At 44.1% G+C, this 15,093-nt stretch carries 15 protein-coding genes and 1 tRNA gene; 5 read left to right on the top strand and 11 right to left on the bottom strand.

Annotated elements, in window-relative coordinates; translation table 11 throughout:
- Positions 1-57 precede the first annotated feature (57 nt).
- Positions 58-861 (top strand): MBL fold metallo-hydrolase, encoded by an 804-nt coding sequence (locus NYE25_RS00080; RefSeq protein WP_341144799.1) that lies wholly within the window; start codon positions 58-60, stop codon positions 859-861.
- Here the strand turns inward: NYE25_RS00080 and NYE25_RS00075 are convergent.
- The 5 genes from NYE25_RS00075 to rpmG form a co-directional block, all read right to left on the bottom strand.
- Positions 843-1,487, bottom strand: coding sequence for a class I SAM-dependent methyltransferase (locus tag NYE25_RS00075; RefSeq protein WP_341144798.1), 645 nt, complete (start codon positions 1,485-1,487; stop codon positions 843-845). The two genes, NYE25_RS00080 and NYE25_RS00075, sit on opposite strands and share 19 nt — an antisense overlap.
- Before the next feature lie 21 nt (positions 1,488-1,508).
- Entirely contained in the window at positions 1,509-2,258 is a 750-nt protein-coding gene (locus NYE25_RS00070) for a GNAT family N-acetyltransferase (RefSeq protein ID WP_341144797.1), read from the bottom strand.
- 15 nt (positions 2,259-2,273) lie between these two features.
- Positions 2,274-2,699 carry a DUF6157 family protein gene (locus NYE25_RS00065; protein ID WP_341053657.1) on the bottom strand — a complete coding sequence of 142 codons (426 nt, stop codon included), beginning with the start codon at positions 2,697-2,699 and terminating at the stop codon, positions 2,274-2,276.
- A gap of 132 nt (positions 2,700-2,831) precedes the next feature.
- Positions 2,832-4,043, bottom strand: a complete 1,212-nt coding sequence (locus NYE25_RS00060) for a GTP-binding protein (protein ID WP_341144796.1) — start codon at positions 4,041-4,043, stop codon at positions 2,832-2,834.
- A gap of 50 nt (positions 4,044-4,093) precedes the next feature.
- Positions 4,094-4,243: a 50S ribosomal protein L33 gene (rpmG, locus tag NYE25_RS00055; RefSeq protein ID WP_076283195.1), complete on the bottom strand. Its 150-nt coding sequence runs from the start codon at positions 4,241-4,243 to the stop codon at positions 4,094-4,096.
- Positions 4,244-4,442: 199 nt separating this feature from the next.
- Between rpmG and NYE25_RS00050 the strand changes: the two genes are divergently transcribed.
- From NYE25_RS00050 to NYE25_RS00040, 3 genes are all read left to right on the top strand, one after another.
- A complete protein-coding gene (locus tag NYE25_RS00050) occupies positions 4,443-5,471 on the top strand; it encodes a CobW family GTP-binding protein (protein WP_341053655.1) in 1,029 nt (342 codons plus the stop codon).
- 68 nt (positions 5,472-5,539) lie between these two features.
- A complete protein-coding gene (locus tag NYE25_RS00045) occupies positions 5,540-6,457 on the top strand; it encodes a permease (RefSeq protein ID WP_371915715.1) in 918 nt (305 codons plus the stop codon).
- A 48-nt stretch (positions 6,458-6,505) separates the two neighbouring features.
- Complete coding sequence (locus NYE25_RS00040) at positions 6,506-7,381, top strand: TIGR03943 family putative permease subunit (RefSeq protein WP_341144795.1); 876 nt, start codon at positions 6,506-6,508, stop codon at positions 7,379-7,381.
- Here NYE25_RS00040 and NYE25_RS00035 read toward each other — a convergent pair.
- From NYE25_RS00035 to NYE25_RS00015, 5 genes are all read right to left on the bottom strand, one after another.
- Complete coding sequence (locus tag NYE25_RS00035) at positions 7,374-7,769, bottom strand: NusG domain II-containing protein (RefSeq protein ID WP_341055596.1); 396 nt, start codon at positions 7,767-7,769, stop codon at positions 7,374-7,376. The two genes, NYE25_RS00040 and NYE25_RS00035, sit on opposite strands and share 8 nt — an antisense overlap.
- A 101-nt stretch (positions 7,770-7,870) precedes the next feature.
- Positions 7,871-10,960 (bottom strand): PAS domain S-box protein, encoded by a 3,090-nt coding sequence (locus NYE25_RS00030; RefSeq protein ID WP_341144794.1) that lies wholly within the window; start codon positions 10,958-10,960, stop codon positions 7,871-7,873.
- A gap of 221 nt (positions 10,961-11,181) precedes the next feature.
- Positions 11,182-11,739 carry a DUF2812 domain-containing protein gene (locus NYE25_RS00025; RefSeq protein WP_341144793.1) on the bottom strand — a complete coding sequence of 186 codons (558 nt, stop codon included), beginning with the start codon at positions 11,737-11,739 and terminating at the stop codon, positions 11,182-11,184.
- On the bottom strand, positions 11,736-12,065 hold the full coding sequence (locus tag NYE25_RS00020) for a PadR family transcriptional regulator (protein WP_042186765.1): 330 nt from the start codon (positions 12,063-12,065) through the stop codon (positions 11,736-11,738). Before NYE25_RS00020 ends, NYE25_RS00025 begins: the two co-directional genes overlap by 4 nt.
- Before the next feature lie 338 nt (positions 12,066-12,403).
- Positions 12,404-12,487, bottom strand: a tRNA-Leu gene (locus tag NYE25_RS00015).
- A gap of 260 nt (positions 12,488-12,747) precedes the next feature.
- Between NYE25_RS00015 and NYE25_RS00010 the strand changes: the two genes are divergently transcribed.
- The gene (locus NYE25_RS00010) at positions 12,748-13,509 is read left to right on the top strand and encodes a class I SAM-dependent methyltransferase (RefSeq protein ID WP_341144792.1); all 762 of its coding nucleotides are present in this window, start codon (positions 12,748-12,750) and stop codon (positions 13,507-13,509) included.
- Positions 13,510-13,638: 129 nt separating this feature from the next.
- Here the strand turns inward: NYE25_RS00010 and ltrA are convergent, their stop codons facing one another.
- The gene (ltrA, locus tag NYE25_RS00005) at positions 13,639-14,931 is read right to left on the bottom strand and encodes a group II intron reverse transcriptase/maturase (protein WP_341144791.1); all 1,293 of its coding nucleotides are present in this window, start codon (positions 14,929-14,931) and stop codon (positions 13,639-13,641) included.
- Positions 14,932-15,093 lie beyond the last annotated feature (162 nt).

Below are 15,093 nucleotides of genomic sequence, written 5' to 3'. Positions count from 1 at the left end.
TCATACTACTGTTTAGGTACATTGTTCAGTACTAAAGAACGGAACAGGAGGCGTAAGATGAGACTTGACGGAATACTATCTGAAGGCTACACCGATACTTGGGACGTGGCCCCCGGTGTCATCGGACTACGAACCATGTTCGTAAATTGCGCATTCATCGGCCAGCCCAATTCGGACTGGATCATTGTAGATACGGGACTTAGCTCTTACACAAACAGAATTATAGATTATGTTAAGGAGAAGTATGAGAAGCCTCCGGTGGCAATTATCCTGACTCATGGGCATTTTGACCATATCGGGGGTGTGAAAAAGCTTATTGAGGAATGGAATGTACCTGTGTATGCTCATCCACTAGAGCTTCCTTATCTAACAGGTAAAGCGGATTATCCTCCAGCCGATCCGGCCGTAGGCGGCGGGCTGATGAGTATGGTGTCCTCATTATTTTCACATCATGGCATCGACCTTGGATCATCCATACATCCATTACCAGAAGACAGAACCGTCCCCGGAGCAAAGGGCTGGAAATGGATCCATACACCTGGACATAGTCCCGGACATACTTCACTATTCAGACCAGAAGATAAGGTGCTTATTGCTGGTGACACCTTTCTTACAGTCAAACAAGAGTCCGTATTCGCAGTGGCTACACAGCATCAGGTGGTGCACGGTCCACCCTCTTATTTCACGACGGACTGGGAAGACGCGGAAAAGTCGGTCCGCACACTTGCGTTGCTAGATCCTCAAATCGTTCTCTCTGGACATGGGGTGCCTATGGAGGGTGAAAAATTATCTACTCAGCTTGCTCATTTATGCAAGAATTTCAAAGAAATGGCGTTACCGGGTCAAGGGAAGTTCGTGTGATCGTTTGATTTCCTTGCTAATATAGACCTTAGGACGTATTGATGGGAAGATCCCTGAGGATCTCTAAGTATCTCCATATGGGTACCAGTCTTTATAATTTCCGTGTGCTCAAAATGCTGTTTTAAATCAGCTTCACTAAAAAAATGAGCATACTTTCCTGCTTTATATTCATAGGTCGCAGGTTCCAAACATGCTCCACAGCCGTAATTCGGATCCTCATCTGAAAAAGAAGTAAAATAAAGCAGACCTCCGGGATGGAGCTGTTCCAGACAATTTGTTAGCAACCTACGACGATCCTCAATAAGAAATAGATGTAACAAGTCATAGCAGTAGATAGCATCAACCTTTGTCTCGAGACTGCAGTCTAACACGGAACCGGAAATAAAAAAGCATGCGGAGTCCCACTCGGCCGCAATCGTAAGTGCGGCTCCGCTTAAGTCAATACCAGTAGTCTCAAATTCACTGGAGAATACCTTCGTATTCCGTCCATAACCTGCTCCTGGCACCAGTACAGACTTCACATTATGCTTACGAAAGAGCTCCTTTGCCTCCAAAGCCGTAGGGCTTGGATCAGTTCCCCAGATCATTCCTTCCTGAGCGAACCGCCGGTTCCAGTAATCGGACATTCGTCATCGCCTCACTTCGCTTTAATTGCCCACCACTCTATACCAATATTGATATATCTCCTTAAATCCGAGCTTGTCGTACAAAGCCGAAGCTCCAGAATTAGCTTGTACAACCTGCAAAAAAGCGGTTGTTGCACCCTGCGTCTTGCCCCAGTGTAGCAATGCAAGCAGCAGTTGTTCCGCCATACCTTGTCTACGCTGATCGGAAGCAGTGATAATATCGAAGAGACCTATGTAGCCGTTCTGAATAACACCCAGACCACAAGCGGTAGGAACGCCATTGTTAAACAACAGAATATAGCCCTGCTGCAAAAGACAAGCGGATAACATTCTAGTTAAGGTGCTCCCATTGTCTTTTGAGAGCGCAGAGAGCTTTGTAAATGCATTTAACCACTCTTCAGTCAAGCTCTCCTGAACTTGTATCTCATATCGAAGATCAGGAGTAGCTAATCCCTCCAGTTCTAATAGCCTAACAGATGATGGCTCGACAACTGTGTAACCACGCTCTGCTAGCGCCTCATCCAGGTTCGCAGGCTGGATATACGGCGTTATTTTAAATACTGGCTTTAGTCCAGCATCCTTATAGTACTGCTCAGCAAGATTAATTTGTTTTGTAAGATCCGCAAGAGAGCTTTCTTCTCCGTATAACGGATTGACCGAATTGGCTCTTTTCGTATATCCAGCTGCTGTGCGCAGAACCCAGCCATTCAGGAGAACGCTCTGCTCCGCTGGCCAAGTATTAAGTGTGATTTCTTCAATCGCTTTATACAAGTTATCTCCTCCTTATTAGCCATGTTCCCGCTTATTACGCATCGCTGGCAGCAGCTTCACTGCTTCATCAGCATACGAAGTATAATAGTCATATTCGGGAGACTCCTTACCATAAATGGCTATTTTCCCCTCATTGTTGTAATGGACACCCCAGCCGAATCGCTTCGGAAGTAGAGAGGCTCGCAGGCATGGATGGTTTCTAGAGAATAGCTCCTTCCATATTTCTTCCCTACGGGTCACACGATCTTCTAGCGGAATTTGTTTATGGCGTACATGAACCTCAAACAGAAGCTCTTCATGATTGTATTTGTAAGGCTCATTAATAAGCAGCTCATATTGAATCACATGCGCAGGCGGGAGTGTACGACAAGACATCGGCGGGATTCCCGTTTCCTCAGGACAATCCTCTGCTACACGTATGAAAGTGTTTGTATAACTCATGGGCATCACCTCTATTTTTAATTGAAATATATTCCTTCTATGATAATTCATAGTCACTATAATTGCACAGCAAAAATCCGGAACCTCAACCTCCTGGATTCCGGATTTTCATCTGCTATTTCATCTGAATTTCTATTCCTCAGCCGCTGCCGCAAGGAGTTCTTCAACAGGCCACGGAAGTGGATTATTAAACGTTGTCCAATCCTGCTTCAACTCATCTTTCGTCAACAAACATCGATCCAATCTTGCTTCGATTTGTGCTGAGTCCATACTAACACCGATAAACACGATTTCATTCATTCGATCGCCCCACAGCTCATCCCACTTGGCTTTCATTTCAGGTTCGCTTTCCAATACCTCCTGCTGCTGATCCTCAGGCATTGTAACTAGCCAGTAGCCGGCAGGTCCGAACTGAATCGAGGGTCCAGCCTGGCTGATACTCGCTGCAAGATCACCCTCTGCGGCAACCCATACAATCCCTTTCGCTCTGACAACTTCCTTCGGCCAGTGACTAAAGAAAAAACTTAACCTTTGCGGATGAAAGGGGGTTCTCCGGCGATAGACAAAAGAAGATATTCCGTATTCCTCCGTCTCAGGCGTATGTGTCTCCTTGTTAAGCTCCGTAATCCAACCGGAGGACAAGCTTGTTTTTTCAAAATCAAATAATCCAGTATTAAGAATCTCCTTCGGATCTACCACTCCGTTAACCGTACGGATCAGCTTGGCTGTCGGCTGAAGTTTGCGAAGCACAGCTTCAAGCTTGTTAAGCTCTTTTTCTTCTAGCAGATCACACTTATTAAGCAATAACACATCACAAGTTTCGATCTGATCAATGAGCAAATCCACAATATCGCGATAATCGTCTTCGCCAGCCGTTTGATTACGATCGATCAGACTATCACCAGAAGAGAAGTCATGCCAGAATCGGCCAGCATCCACAACGGTCACCATCGTGTCCAATTGAGCGAGTGAAGTCAAATCAATATCCAGTTCTGGGTTCGCATAAGTAAAAGTCTGTGCCACCGGAACAGGCTCGCTAATGCCAGATGATTCAATGAGGATATAATCAAAACGGCCTTCAGCTGCCAGCTTTTGTACTTCGACAATCAAATCGTCGCGGAGTGTACAGCAGATACAACCGTTAGACATTTCCACTAATTTCTCTTCCGTTCTAGAAAGTACATTACCTGACTTCACCAGGTTGGCGTCCACATTCACTTCACTCATATCGTTAACGATAACAGCAACTTTCAAGCCTTCACGGTTGTGCAAGACATGATTTAGCAGTGTTGTTTTTCCTGAGCCTAAGTAGCCACTTAGCACCGTAACGGGGATTTTTTTCATTCCGATCACTCCTATCATTGATTAGCATTTATGTTGGGTATTTATAGCTCCTACCGTGTTTCGCGATGTAATGTAACTCTTTTCAGACGTGGACAATATTTCTTCATTTCCATACGTTCTGGGTGATTTCGCTTATTCTTGGTAGTGGTATAGTTACGATCTCCTGTCTCCGTGCATGCCAAAGTAATGATTACTCTCATTGTTCCATCTCCTTTTTTAAATCGTAATAATTACGATTAACATATCGTACACGTTTTATTCACAATCTGTCAACTATGATCTTGTAAAAATTCCAACTCTCTTAATTTTGTGGTCTTTCTTACGGACAAATCACGTATAGATGGAAATATAAAAATATGATTCTTGTATTTCCAAGAGGATCAGGCAGGAGTGGAGATCATGAAGATACCAGTAATTATTTTGAGCGGGTTTCTGGGGAGCGGGAAGACAACTCTGCTGTTGTCCCTGCTGAAAGAGAGCAAGGTAAGAGGTCTGAACCCTGGCGTAGTTATGAATGAGCTGGGAAAGAGAGATGTAGATGGGTATATTCTGCAGGAGCATACGGGTACAACCGTGACTAAGCTACTGGACGGATGTGTATGCTGTAGCCGTAAAGAGGATTTGGCAGACAGCCTGCTGGTACTGCTAAGAGGACGCCCCGATGCTATTTATATCGAGCTTACTGGCGTAGCGAATCCGGAAGAAATCGCCAAAACATTACAAGAAGCCGCTCTACAAGAAAGGGTCGAATTGCATTTTACGATCACCTTATTGGATGCAGAAAACGCCTTGGAATATAACAGCAGACTCTCCTCTGACAAACAGCTGGTTCGTACCCTTCGCAAGCAGCTGTCCACCGCTGATCTCATTGTCGTTAATAAGAGCGATCTTGTAGAGCCTGAAACCTTATGGCGAATTGAAAAAGGTGTCCGAAAACAAAATACAGAGGCCGAAATCGTTTATACCCATTACAGCGAAATCAACCTTTCACCGATATTATCAGGAATCACCCCACGTAAAATCATCGCTCCCGCGCCACAACGAGCACCTCAAACCTTTAAAGGCGCAACTCTTAAACAAATGAATTCAGAACAGGGAGCTACAGCAGTAAAAGAACGGCAAGAAGAGCCCCACGCTTCTTTTTCCCAAGTGACCGCCATCACGTTAACCATTCCGCAAGCAGGGACTAAAATGCCTTCCAAAGAACAGCTAGAGGCTTTCTTTCAAGAATGGGGTGACAACCTGCTCCGTGCCAAAGGCCATATCCTTTTGTCCGAACAGGAACCGGTTCAACTTGTCCAATATGCGGGAATGCGTACAAGCTGGGAGGCATCACGTTACCCTGGAATGCCTTATGTGGTATTCATCGGGATAAATTTAGATGAGGAACTGCTGGCAGATCGGTGGTCCACCTTATTCGAACCTTGACTACCCTTTCCCCTTTAAAACTACTGCCGCTGCTTCTACCGATCTCATTCCTGATTATCATTGGTTTTATATGGGTGCCAAATCAACTGGAGCTACTAGATAACGCGTATATTGACACGTTCAAAACCGGCTTTATCGGGATTTTGCTAGAAGCCTTGCCGTTTGTGTTAGCAGGAGCTTTATTATCCTCGCTGCTTCGTGTCTTTATCCCAGATGAAATGATCTCCCGTTGGATTCCACGGCAGGCGCTTCCGGCCATTTTATTCGCTTGCCTGCTCGGAATTATTTTTCCAGTATGCGAATGTGGAATGATCCCTCTCGTCCGTCGACTAATCCATAAGGGGATGCCTGTCTACGTGGCGATCGTGTTTATTTTATCCGGACCCATCCTAAATCCAGTCGTCTACGGAGCAACACTGACGGCATTTCGCAACCACTCAGAACTGGCCTATGCCCGGATGGGTCTAGCTTTTGTAGTCGCCTGTATTATAGGTTTGATTATCTATGCAACGGTGAAAAAGTCGCCGATACGCCTTAGCGTTCAGCGGGAAACCGATAACACTCATCATAATAATTCTCGTGGAGGAAAGTTAGCCGCCGTCTTCGTGCATACCTCGGATGAGTTTTTCGAGATGGGAAAATACTTAATCATTGGCTGCCTATTGACCGCTGGCATTCAGACGTTTATGGTTCAGGACAGTTTGGCTGCGATCGGAGATAAGCCGCTCGGGTCTTATTTTTTCATGATGGGACTGGCATTTGTGCTTTCGCTCTGTTCCACCTCAGATGCCTTTGTAGCTTCCACCTTTGTACATTCTTTTCCAGCAGGAGCACTGCTCGCTTTTATGGTATTTGGGCCGATGTTAGATTTCAAAAATTCATTGATGTTACTCTCGCTGTTTAAGACCAAATTCGCTCTTTATCTGTTCTTTCTTATCTTTTCGAGCGTATTTATCGGAGCCGTACTCATGTCTTTATGGCTGTAATCATAGAGGTGGCAAGCAGATGCTTACCCCATTGTTAGGAGGAAGCGCATGAATGACTCTCGAAGCATCCGATTTCACTATTTGTTAAGGGCGGTCATTCTGCTCGCCTTTGCTCTCTATATTGGGCATTTAGTGCAGCAGGACGCTTTGCATTATTATGTAGCGCCTAAGCTAGCACGCTGGGTTCAGTTATGTCCGATTCCTCTGACACTAATGGCGCTCAGCTTGGCCATTCAAGCCTTATTTGGTAAGGGAAATGTGCTATGTGACTGCGAGCATCGCCTCCCTCATTCCATATTTAAAAGTACAGCGCTTTATGGGTTATTCCTGTTTCCATTGCTGCTTGGATTTGCACTTCCTGATCGTGCCTTGGGAAGTATGGCCGCTAGTAAAAAGGGGATTTCGTTCTCCTCTTTACCATCAGAGACTACCAACGCTGTTAGATTCGAATCGATTGATCCTTATCATGAGGAGCTCACTGAGCTAGCTAAGATTCTATATGCGCAGCCTACTATCCCTGTGTATTCTGATATTTTTTCTGAAACACTAGGCGCTATTGACATGTATAAACAACAATTTGAAGGCAAAGAAATTTCCGTTTCCGGTTTTCTATATCGCGATGACAGTGAAACGCCAGAGAATGCTTTTGCCATTGGCAGATTTCTGGTTCAGTGCTGTACCGCCGATGCTACTCCGTTTGGGATGTTGGTTGATTCCGGCAAATTAAAAAGCTTGCCCACCGATACCTGGATAGAGGTTCGGGGCAAGCTTCAAATTGTGCAATACAAAGGCCAAGAAATGATGCAAATACGCGCAGAAGCAATTACACCTATCGCGCAACCAACAACACCCTACATTTACACGAGTGCTGACTCCATCACCGCATGGAAAGCTTTGACGAATACGGCCAAATCTACTAAATAATTGCGTCCAGCTCATTCTCATCATTCACAGACCGGTTAGGGTTAAATACTTCAACCATAATACGGGCGGGTATACAGATGATTTGCTGCTTTGGCCTAGAGATAAACCCCATTTCCAAAGCGATTCGCAAAGGAGCGTCAGAATACGTCATTTGGATCCCGTAATCAAATACCTTTAAGGTATTGTGACCAAACTTCGATTGAATATCTATAATTTGCTCTTCTTTAGTCAAAGATACGGTCTTGTATTCCTTACCATCGACCGTAATTATAGCTTTCAAATCGCCTTGTTGATACTGTTCATTATGGGTGTCCCACCACTTGATTCCGTAAATCAAACCCGCTGCGAATAGAGCTAAAAAAATGATTACAAAATCGCCACGCTTCATCTTTAACAAGGTATGGATCCTTTCATTGACAATATATTCGTAATAATTACGATTACAAATATATTAATCTTACGCCCTTTTGTCAATGACACTCCTCATCCTTAACGAATCCGAGGAGACCAATCTTTTAACACTCTGTCAAGCTCCTTTATGGAGATAGGCTTGGAGATGAAATCCTGCATTCCTGCACTCAGACACATGTCTTTATCTTCATTTCTGGCAAAAGCTGTGGCTGCAATAATAATGGGAGACAGCCCAAGCTTCTCACGTATGATTCCTGTTGCTTCTATCCCATCCATAATAGGCATCTGAATATCCATAAAGACGAGATCATAATCCTTGGACAGCACAGCTCGAACCGCTTCCTCGCCATTGGATGCAATGTCAGGGAAGTATCCCCTCTTTTTCATATACGCCAGCATCAGTTGCTGATTCACAGGATGATCTTCAGCGATGAGAATAGACATCGGTCCATATTCTCCCGTATCAGATGCTTTGGCGTTAGGTTTATTGCTTTTGTCTGTGTCCACTGAAGGGTGGAGCGTAACCTTCTGATTCCATTCCTCTTTCGGCAAAGAAACCTCCACGGTGAAAAAGAACTCTGAACCATGTTCCTCACAACTCCTCACACCAATCGCTCCTCCGAGCAGCTCCACCAGCTTTTTGCTAATGGCCAGTCCAAGTCCTGTTCCGCCATATTTTCGATTAATGGAAGGATGCAATTGCGAGAACGATTGAAACAATAACCCTTGACTGGCAACCGGGATCCCCAAGCCCGTATCTTTAACCATGAATTTAACGATAATATTTCCTGACTTTCGAGAAGCCTCCAGGCTGGCAGAAATACTAATTTCACCTGTCTCCGTAAATTTCACCGCATTTCCCACTAAGTTCACGAGAATTTGGCGCAATCTCGCCTCATCCGTCACAATGACAAATGGAAGATCAGGTGCAATATCGATAGTCAGTAACAACCCTTTCTCTTTGACCTTCGGATAGAATAGCTCACTAACGTTCTGTATCACTTCACGCAAATCCACCATTTGCAGTTCAAGTGTCATCATGCCTGCTTCAATTTTGCTGAAATCCAGCACTTCATTCAAAATATGAAGCAATGCTTCTCCGCTACTTGTAATGATTTGTGTGTAGTAGCTCTGCTCTTCATTTAGCTCTGTCCCTGAGAGCAAGTCTGCCATTCCTATAATACCGTTCATAGGCGTACGCAGCTCATGGCTCATGATCGCTAGAAACTCCGATTTCGCCCGATCCGCTTCCTCTGCAGACTCCTTCGCTCGCACAATCTCCTTCTCTTCTGTGATATCTCGGAAAACCACTACAGCCCCGATCCGCTCTTCTCCATCAAAAAGAGGAGTCATGTGATATCTGACCAAAAAGCTGGAACCATCTTGCCTCCAAAACACACCCTCTTTCTCATCAAAAGAGCGATTATTGAAGTGCGAGGGAATCAGCGTCTTCTGAAGGCCCAAGAATGGCTCATTATCCAGCCAAGTCTGATGAATCGTATGGAATTTGCTGTTCAACCATTCCGTTGGATCGTATCCTAGCATAGTAATCGCCGCTGGATTGATGAACATCGTATCCCCTTCAAGATTCATACCAAATATGCCTTCAGATACCGAATTCAATATTAGAGCATGCTCGTTACTTAACTTCTCTATTTCTTCAAAATGCCGCGCCCGTTCCGCAATGTCCCGGGTTACACACACAAGCTCCCGTCCTCCAAAGGTCTCCGAGTAAATATAGCGAAGTGTTGTTTCCGTCCAAATGTACGTTCCATCTTTGCACAGAAACCGAAAGGTCACAGGGTCGAGCTTCTTTCCTTCCATACAGTTGCTAAGATAGGACACCACTTTCTCCTTGTCTTCAGGATGTATGTAATCAATACCTCTCGTTTCGTACATTTCTTCCGGTGTATAGCCGAACATCGTCTGGCAAATGGGTGATGCATACAGATAGATGAGGTCTCCGTCCGCTGTATTACGTGAAATGAAATCCATTGAATTTTCCGACAGGAGTCGGTAATTCTGCTCACTATCACGCATCTGTTCCTCCATACGATGACGTTCAGTCACATCCTGGGCAATCCCACTGATCTGTAGCACTCTTCCTTCCTCATCTTTAGTCACTTCCCAGTGTGCATCCAGAAACTTCAATTTTCCATCTGCACTTTTAATTCGAACCATAACTTCGCCATTCGTCCCATTCGCTAAAGACTGGTGAACCAGCTTTTGAAGTCTAGTAAAATCATCTGGATCAATACAGGAAAGCACTCGTTTGTAATCAAAATAGGAATGATTGCTGTCGTCCAATGAAAAGCCAAAAATGTTACGCATCTCTCTAGAAACCGTCAACCGCGTTTTCGTCGCATCCCATTCCCACGATCCCATTTTCGCAAGATATTGGGCTTGCGCCAGCATATCCTCATATTTCTTACGCTGCGTAATATCACGGCCGATCGTTAATATCTGCTTGATTTCCCCCTGCTCATCACGTACCACCTGTGAGCTGCTCTCAATCCACAAATAATGTCCGTCTTTATGCCGGGCCCTGCGTGTATACACATCCGTATCAGAATAGAGCTTTCCGTGTTTTGTCATTTCAAGGGCATCTTCTGCGTGATAATACTCAGGTCTTTTCGTACCGATCATTTCATCTGGAGGATATCCTAGCAACAACTCCACTGAAGGAGAAACGTAGTGCAGTGTACCATCTGGTCCGCCAAAAGAAATCATATCCGGCGTATTTTGTGTGATCAAATTATATAAATGCTGATCTTCCTGAATCTTATCTTCCGCAAGCCTTCGGTCTGTGATATCCGTAAGTTCTGAGATCAAGACAAGGGGTTCACTAGAGTTCTCCTGAAGAATCAGAAATATATGTTGAGCTACCCAGATTATCTCGCCACCCTTACATAAGAACCGTCTTTCTAACTCTATTGCGGTCCCAGGATCTGCTAAGAGATTGTTCAGGATAACGTAATGATCATCTTCAGCTACATCGTCTGGATAAATAAGATCTAGATAGCCCATATTTAAAAGCTCTTCTTCAGAGTAACCAAGCATATGGCAAAGTGCTGGATTGGATTGAATCAAGGTCCCTTCCTTGGGAGAGACTACAGCAACCCCTATAGAAGACCGTAAGTATAGTTGCTTAAAAAGAAATTCAGACACCTGTGCAGCCTCCTCTTTTGGTATGGGGACAAACTTTATTACAATTTCGTAATCTATTCCAGTATACCTTTTTTTCGGTAATTAAGCTTGATAGTTGAGTCCTAAATGATAGGCCGGTGAAAAGCAATGAGATTGCGCGTTATCGTCATAGACAAAAAAATAAACAACAAGTCCCGAGTAATCAGGAAAACTGCTGTTTATACATATCACAAGAATAAGGACTATTCTCTTATTAAATTCTCTTGCTGAAGCTTCTTAATTTTCTTACGGATAGGTGCGCCTGCTCTTAAAAAAACAAGTCCTAAAAGGATTAAAAGCCCGCCTAGAACAACGTTTATCAAACTAATTCTGCTAGATGAATTAAAATAATTCGTTACCCCAATGAGAATGTTGGCTAAACCAACAATGAACTCTAACCACATGACAGAATTCCAAAGTGTATTGATTCGCTTAAAGTGTATTATTTTGGATTCCAGATCTGTGTAAATATCAAACGCACCTTCGGATGACTTCTTTCTAAGATAAATCCAGCGAACATAGCTGCTAACACACTCTACTCCATTTTCTTCTAGAAACTTGAGGTATGCCATGCTTTCCGGATGAGTAGGCACATTATCTAAAAGCTCAATTCTATACGTATACTCATTCTTAGGCGAGTCAGTAAACACATATTTACAAAAGGAGTAGCTTGAAAGGGCTAACCCTTTGGCAGACATTTCATTAAGCCACTGTTCTTCCTTCTCAAAATCCCAAAACAGCTTGCGAACCACATGTTTCATTTGGACTCACCTCCAGCTATTCTCTTCCCATTAGCAATCAGTTCTTCCAACCGGATAAGCTCCCCCTGAATCACTGTCTTCCCTAATTCAGTAATTTCGTATTCCTTTCTTCGGGAGCCTTCTTCCCCTTCTATAGCTCTTATCCAGTTTTTCTCAAGCAAGGTGTTGATAGCTCCATATAAAGTGCCCGCTCCAAGTTCCACTCGACCATGACTTAAATCCTTCACATTCTGCATAATCGCGTAACCGTGCATTGCGGTGTATAAAGACAATAAAATGTAAAATACAGCTTCCGTTAAGGCTCCTCTTTCTGAGCTTTCAGGCATGATTCCATCTCCATTCTATTACTGTTAGCGATATATCGGTTACCGTAATAATATTATTACGGAAGCCGATATAATTGTCAATACAAAAATACCTATTTTTAGTAAACCTAACCGATCATAACCACGAAAAAAAGCCTATAGCCCATGGATATAGACGGTTCATGATCGCAATCCCCTCAACTTGGATCTACCCCATCTAATTAAATCTATTCCTTCCACTACGCATGGGGTGTATCGGACTTAGAAGCCGCTAGAATTGGACCACCATCACTTTCTTCAGACATAAAAAATAGGCTTATACAACTGCCCAAGAGCAATTGTATAAGCCTATTTGATGATGCGGTCGAGAGGACTCGAACCTCCACGATATTGCTACCACACGGACCTGAACCGTGCGCGTCTGCCAATTCCGCCACGACCGCACATTATGTACACCAATGAAATAATCACTGTACATAAGACTATACTCTTTTTTCGGATAAATAGCAACATATTTTAAAATCGATGTACAGATAAATCTAACAACAGCGATATAACATATTCAATCCCCATAGGCATAACCAATCACAGTTATTCAGTTTATATATTTCACTTATAAGAGGCTGTTATGATACAACATAATTAAAGAATGTGCTACGTCGGAAATATCACTGTAATTCCAAACCAGAAAGGACGAATACGTATGAACCAGCAGTGGAACACCGGAACCTATGATACTGATATGGCCTTTGTGTCTCAGTTTGGAGAGTCATTGATTGAACTTCTTCGCCCCCAGCCTGGCGAACAAATTGTTGATTGGGGCTGCGGAACTGGTGATTTGGCAGCAGCCATCGCTGCTAGTGGTGCCACTGTAACAGGTATTGATGCTTCAGCCGAAATGATTCAGACTGCCCGTGACAAACATCCCCAGCTAAACTTCATCTTAGCAGATGGGCAAAACTATGTGGCGGAACAGCCAGTCGATGCCGTGTTCAGCAACGCTGCTCTACACTGGTTGACCGACGCGAACGGAGCAGCTGCTTCTATCACAACTAGCCTACGAACAGGCGGACGTTTTGTTGCCGAGTTCGGTGGGCTGGGCAATATCGCTTCTATTGTCACTGAGCTTCCAAATGCTTTTGCCGCTATAGGGTGTAGTGATAAGCTTCAATTACCTTGGTACTTCCCTAGCATCGGACAATATACAACACTACTAGAACAACATGGACTGACTGTTGACCTCGCCCTTTGTTTCGACCGTCCAACCCCACTAGAGGCTGGAGTGCAAGGGTTCCAGTCCTGGCTGAACACTTTTGCTAATGGAATCTTAAGTGTCCTAACACCATCTGAACGAGAAGAAGTCCTCTCTTATATGGAACAAAAACTTAGACCGACATTATTTCAGGATGGCCGCTGGGTGATGGATTATCGAAGAATCCGGGTCGTCGCTTACAAACGCGTCTAACAATGAAGGGCGTGGCTTCTTCCTATGCTAGAGTAAAGGACTGATTAAAATCAGCCCCTCCTCATCAAACCGTACGTGAGGTTTTCCCTCATACGGCTTTCCGATGTTCTTCTTTCATGCGCATACGGTCTACAATAATGTTTTTAATCCACACTGTTTGGCAATGAACTTCACTTCGTTTAAAGTCCCTATCCATCTTCTTCTTTGTCTTTTCTTGGCGTACCATCTTGCAAACCTCTGTAGAATATACCAATCCAGTTTGGCTAATCTCTTCTGGCTATAGTTCGTATAGTAGTAATTTCTCCATCCCTGTATTTTCGGGTTGAGCCATTCTACATGTTCTTGAAACGACCTCACTCGCATTCTTGGCGGAGCTAATCGTTCTTTGACCACTTCTCGAATACGTTCTTCTGCCTTCTTCGTTAACCATTGCTGAGTTGTAAAGTATACTTTTCCTTGCGAGGTTTCCGCTTTTGTTTTTCGGTGGTGCATTCCTAAGAAGTCGAATCCTTCATCTCCCGTCCATATGCCCACTATTCGCGTTTTGGTTGGATGCAGGGTTAATTCCAGTCGCTCCATTATGGTTTGGACAAGCTTGTAGGCTTGTTCTGCGTCTTTCTTCGTCTTGCAAACAATCACCAAATCATCTGCATACCTTGTTAATTCCCCGAGTCCATTTCCGTGCTTTTTCCATACCAAGTCGAAATAATTTAAGTAAATATTCGCTAGTAGTGGAGAGATTACACCGCCTTGTGGTGTGCCTAAATCTGACCGACGGATACTTCCTTCCTCCATAACTCCTGCACTAAGCCACTTCCTTATTAACTTCAATACTCTTCTGTCGTTGATACGCATTTCTACCAACTTCATGAGTTTCTCTTGGTTAATGTTATCGAAGTAACCTTGGATATCGACGTCTAATACCCAATTTCCTTTGCGGTTACAGGCTTTCCGGATGCGGTCGAGCGCTTGTTTGGCACTTCTTTTTGGTCGAAAACCAAAAGATACTTCTTGAAAATCCATTTCGAAGATGGGTTCAATCACGAGCTTCGTTGCCATCTGTATGACTCGATCTCGTACCGTTGGGATTCCTAAAGGTCGCTGTTTTCCATCCTTTTTCGGGATGTAGTGTCTTCTGACAGGTTGCGGTTGGTAGTTGCCCTCTCGTAAAACTTGCTGACATTCTTGAAGAAATTCCACTTCGCCTTGCCTTTCAATTTCTGCAATGGTTATTGCATCCACTCCAGCTGAGCCTTTATTCGCACGGACTCTTCGCCATGCTTCTAGAAGGATATCCTCTCGGTACACTTTGTCATATAGTGCGTGAAACTTACGTTTCTTGTTTTCCTTGGCAGCATGACATAGCTTTCTCTGGAGTTGTTGAACTTTTTCCTTTGGTGTCGTTAGCCTTTTGGCATTCACTCACTCGTACCTCCTTTAAGAGCGTAAACAAAGCAGGACTCCTTCCCTCCCTAAAGTTATGTTGTCTTTAGGTTCTTAGGTACTATGTGCCCCTCGGACTCCCTTCCCACAGGCGGTTCACTTCGTCTTTTGAACTTATAGAGCACCTTTTTACGGACTTCT

The sequence above is a fragment of the Paenibacillus sp. FSL E2-8871 genome, from assembly GCF_038000345.1.
Taxonomy (GTDB): domain Bacteria; phylum Bacillota; class Bacilli; order Paenibacillales; family Paenibacillaceae; genus Paenibacillus_AQ.
This window is presented reverse-complemented; position numbering and strand designations above follow the sequence as displayed.

What these genes read in the sequence shown, in the direction of transcription:
- NYE25_RS00080 (WP_341144799.1), top strand. Translation starts at nt 58, where the DNA reads ATGAGACTTGACGGAATACTATCTGAAGGCTACACCGATACTTGGGAC.
- NYE25_RS00075 (WP_341144798.1), bottom strand. Translation starts at nt 1,487, where the DNA reads ATGTCCGATTACTGGAACCGGCGGTTCGCTCAGGAAGGAATGATCTGG.
- NYE25_RS00065 (WP_341053657.1), bottom strand. Translation starts at nt 2,699, where the DNA reads ATGAGTTATACAAACACTTTCATACGTGTAGCAGAGGATTGTCCTGAG.
- NYE25_RS00060 (WP_341144796.1), bottom strand. Translation starts at nt 4,043, where the DNA reads ATGAAAAAAATCCCCGTTACGGTGCTAAGTGGCTACTTAGGCTCAGGA.
- rpmG (WP_076283195.1), bottom strand. Translation starts at nt 4,243, where the DNA reads ATGAGAGTAATCATTACTTTGGCATGCACGGAGACAGGAGATCGTAAC.
- NYE25_RS00050 (WP_341053655.1), top strand. Translation starts at nt 4,443, where the DNA reads ATGAAGATACCAGTAATTATTTTGAGCGGGTTTCTGGGGAGCGGGAAG.
- NYE25_RS00040 (WP_341144795.1), top strand. Translation starts at nt 6,506, where the DNA reads ATGAATGACTCTCGAAGCATCCGATTTCACTATTTGTTAAGGGCGGTC.
- NYE25_RS00035 (WP_341055596.1), bottom strand. Translation starts at nt 7,769, where the DNA reads ATGAAGCGTGGCGATTTTGTAATCATTTTTTTAGCTCTATTCGCAGCG.
- NYE25_RS00025 (WP_341144793.1), bottom strand. Translation starts at nt 11,739, where the DNA reads ATGAAACATGTGGTTCGCAAGCTGTTTTGGGATTTTGAGAAGGAAGAA.
- NYE25_RS00020 (WP_042186765.1), bottom strand. Translation starts at nt 12,065, where the DNA reads ATGCCTGAAAGCTCAGAAAGAGGAGCCTTAACGGAAGCTGTATTTTAC.
- NYE25_RS00010 (WP_341144792.1), top strand. Translation starts at nt 12,748, where the DNA reads ATGAACCAGCAGTGGAACACCGGAACCTATGATACTGATATGGCCTTT.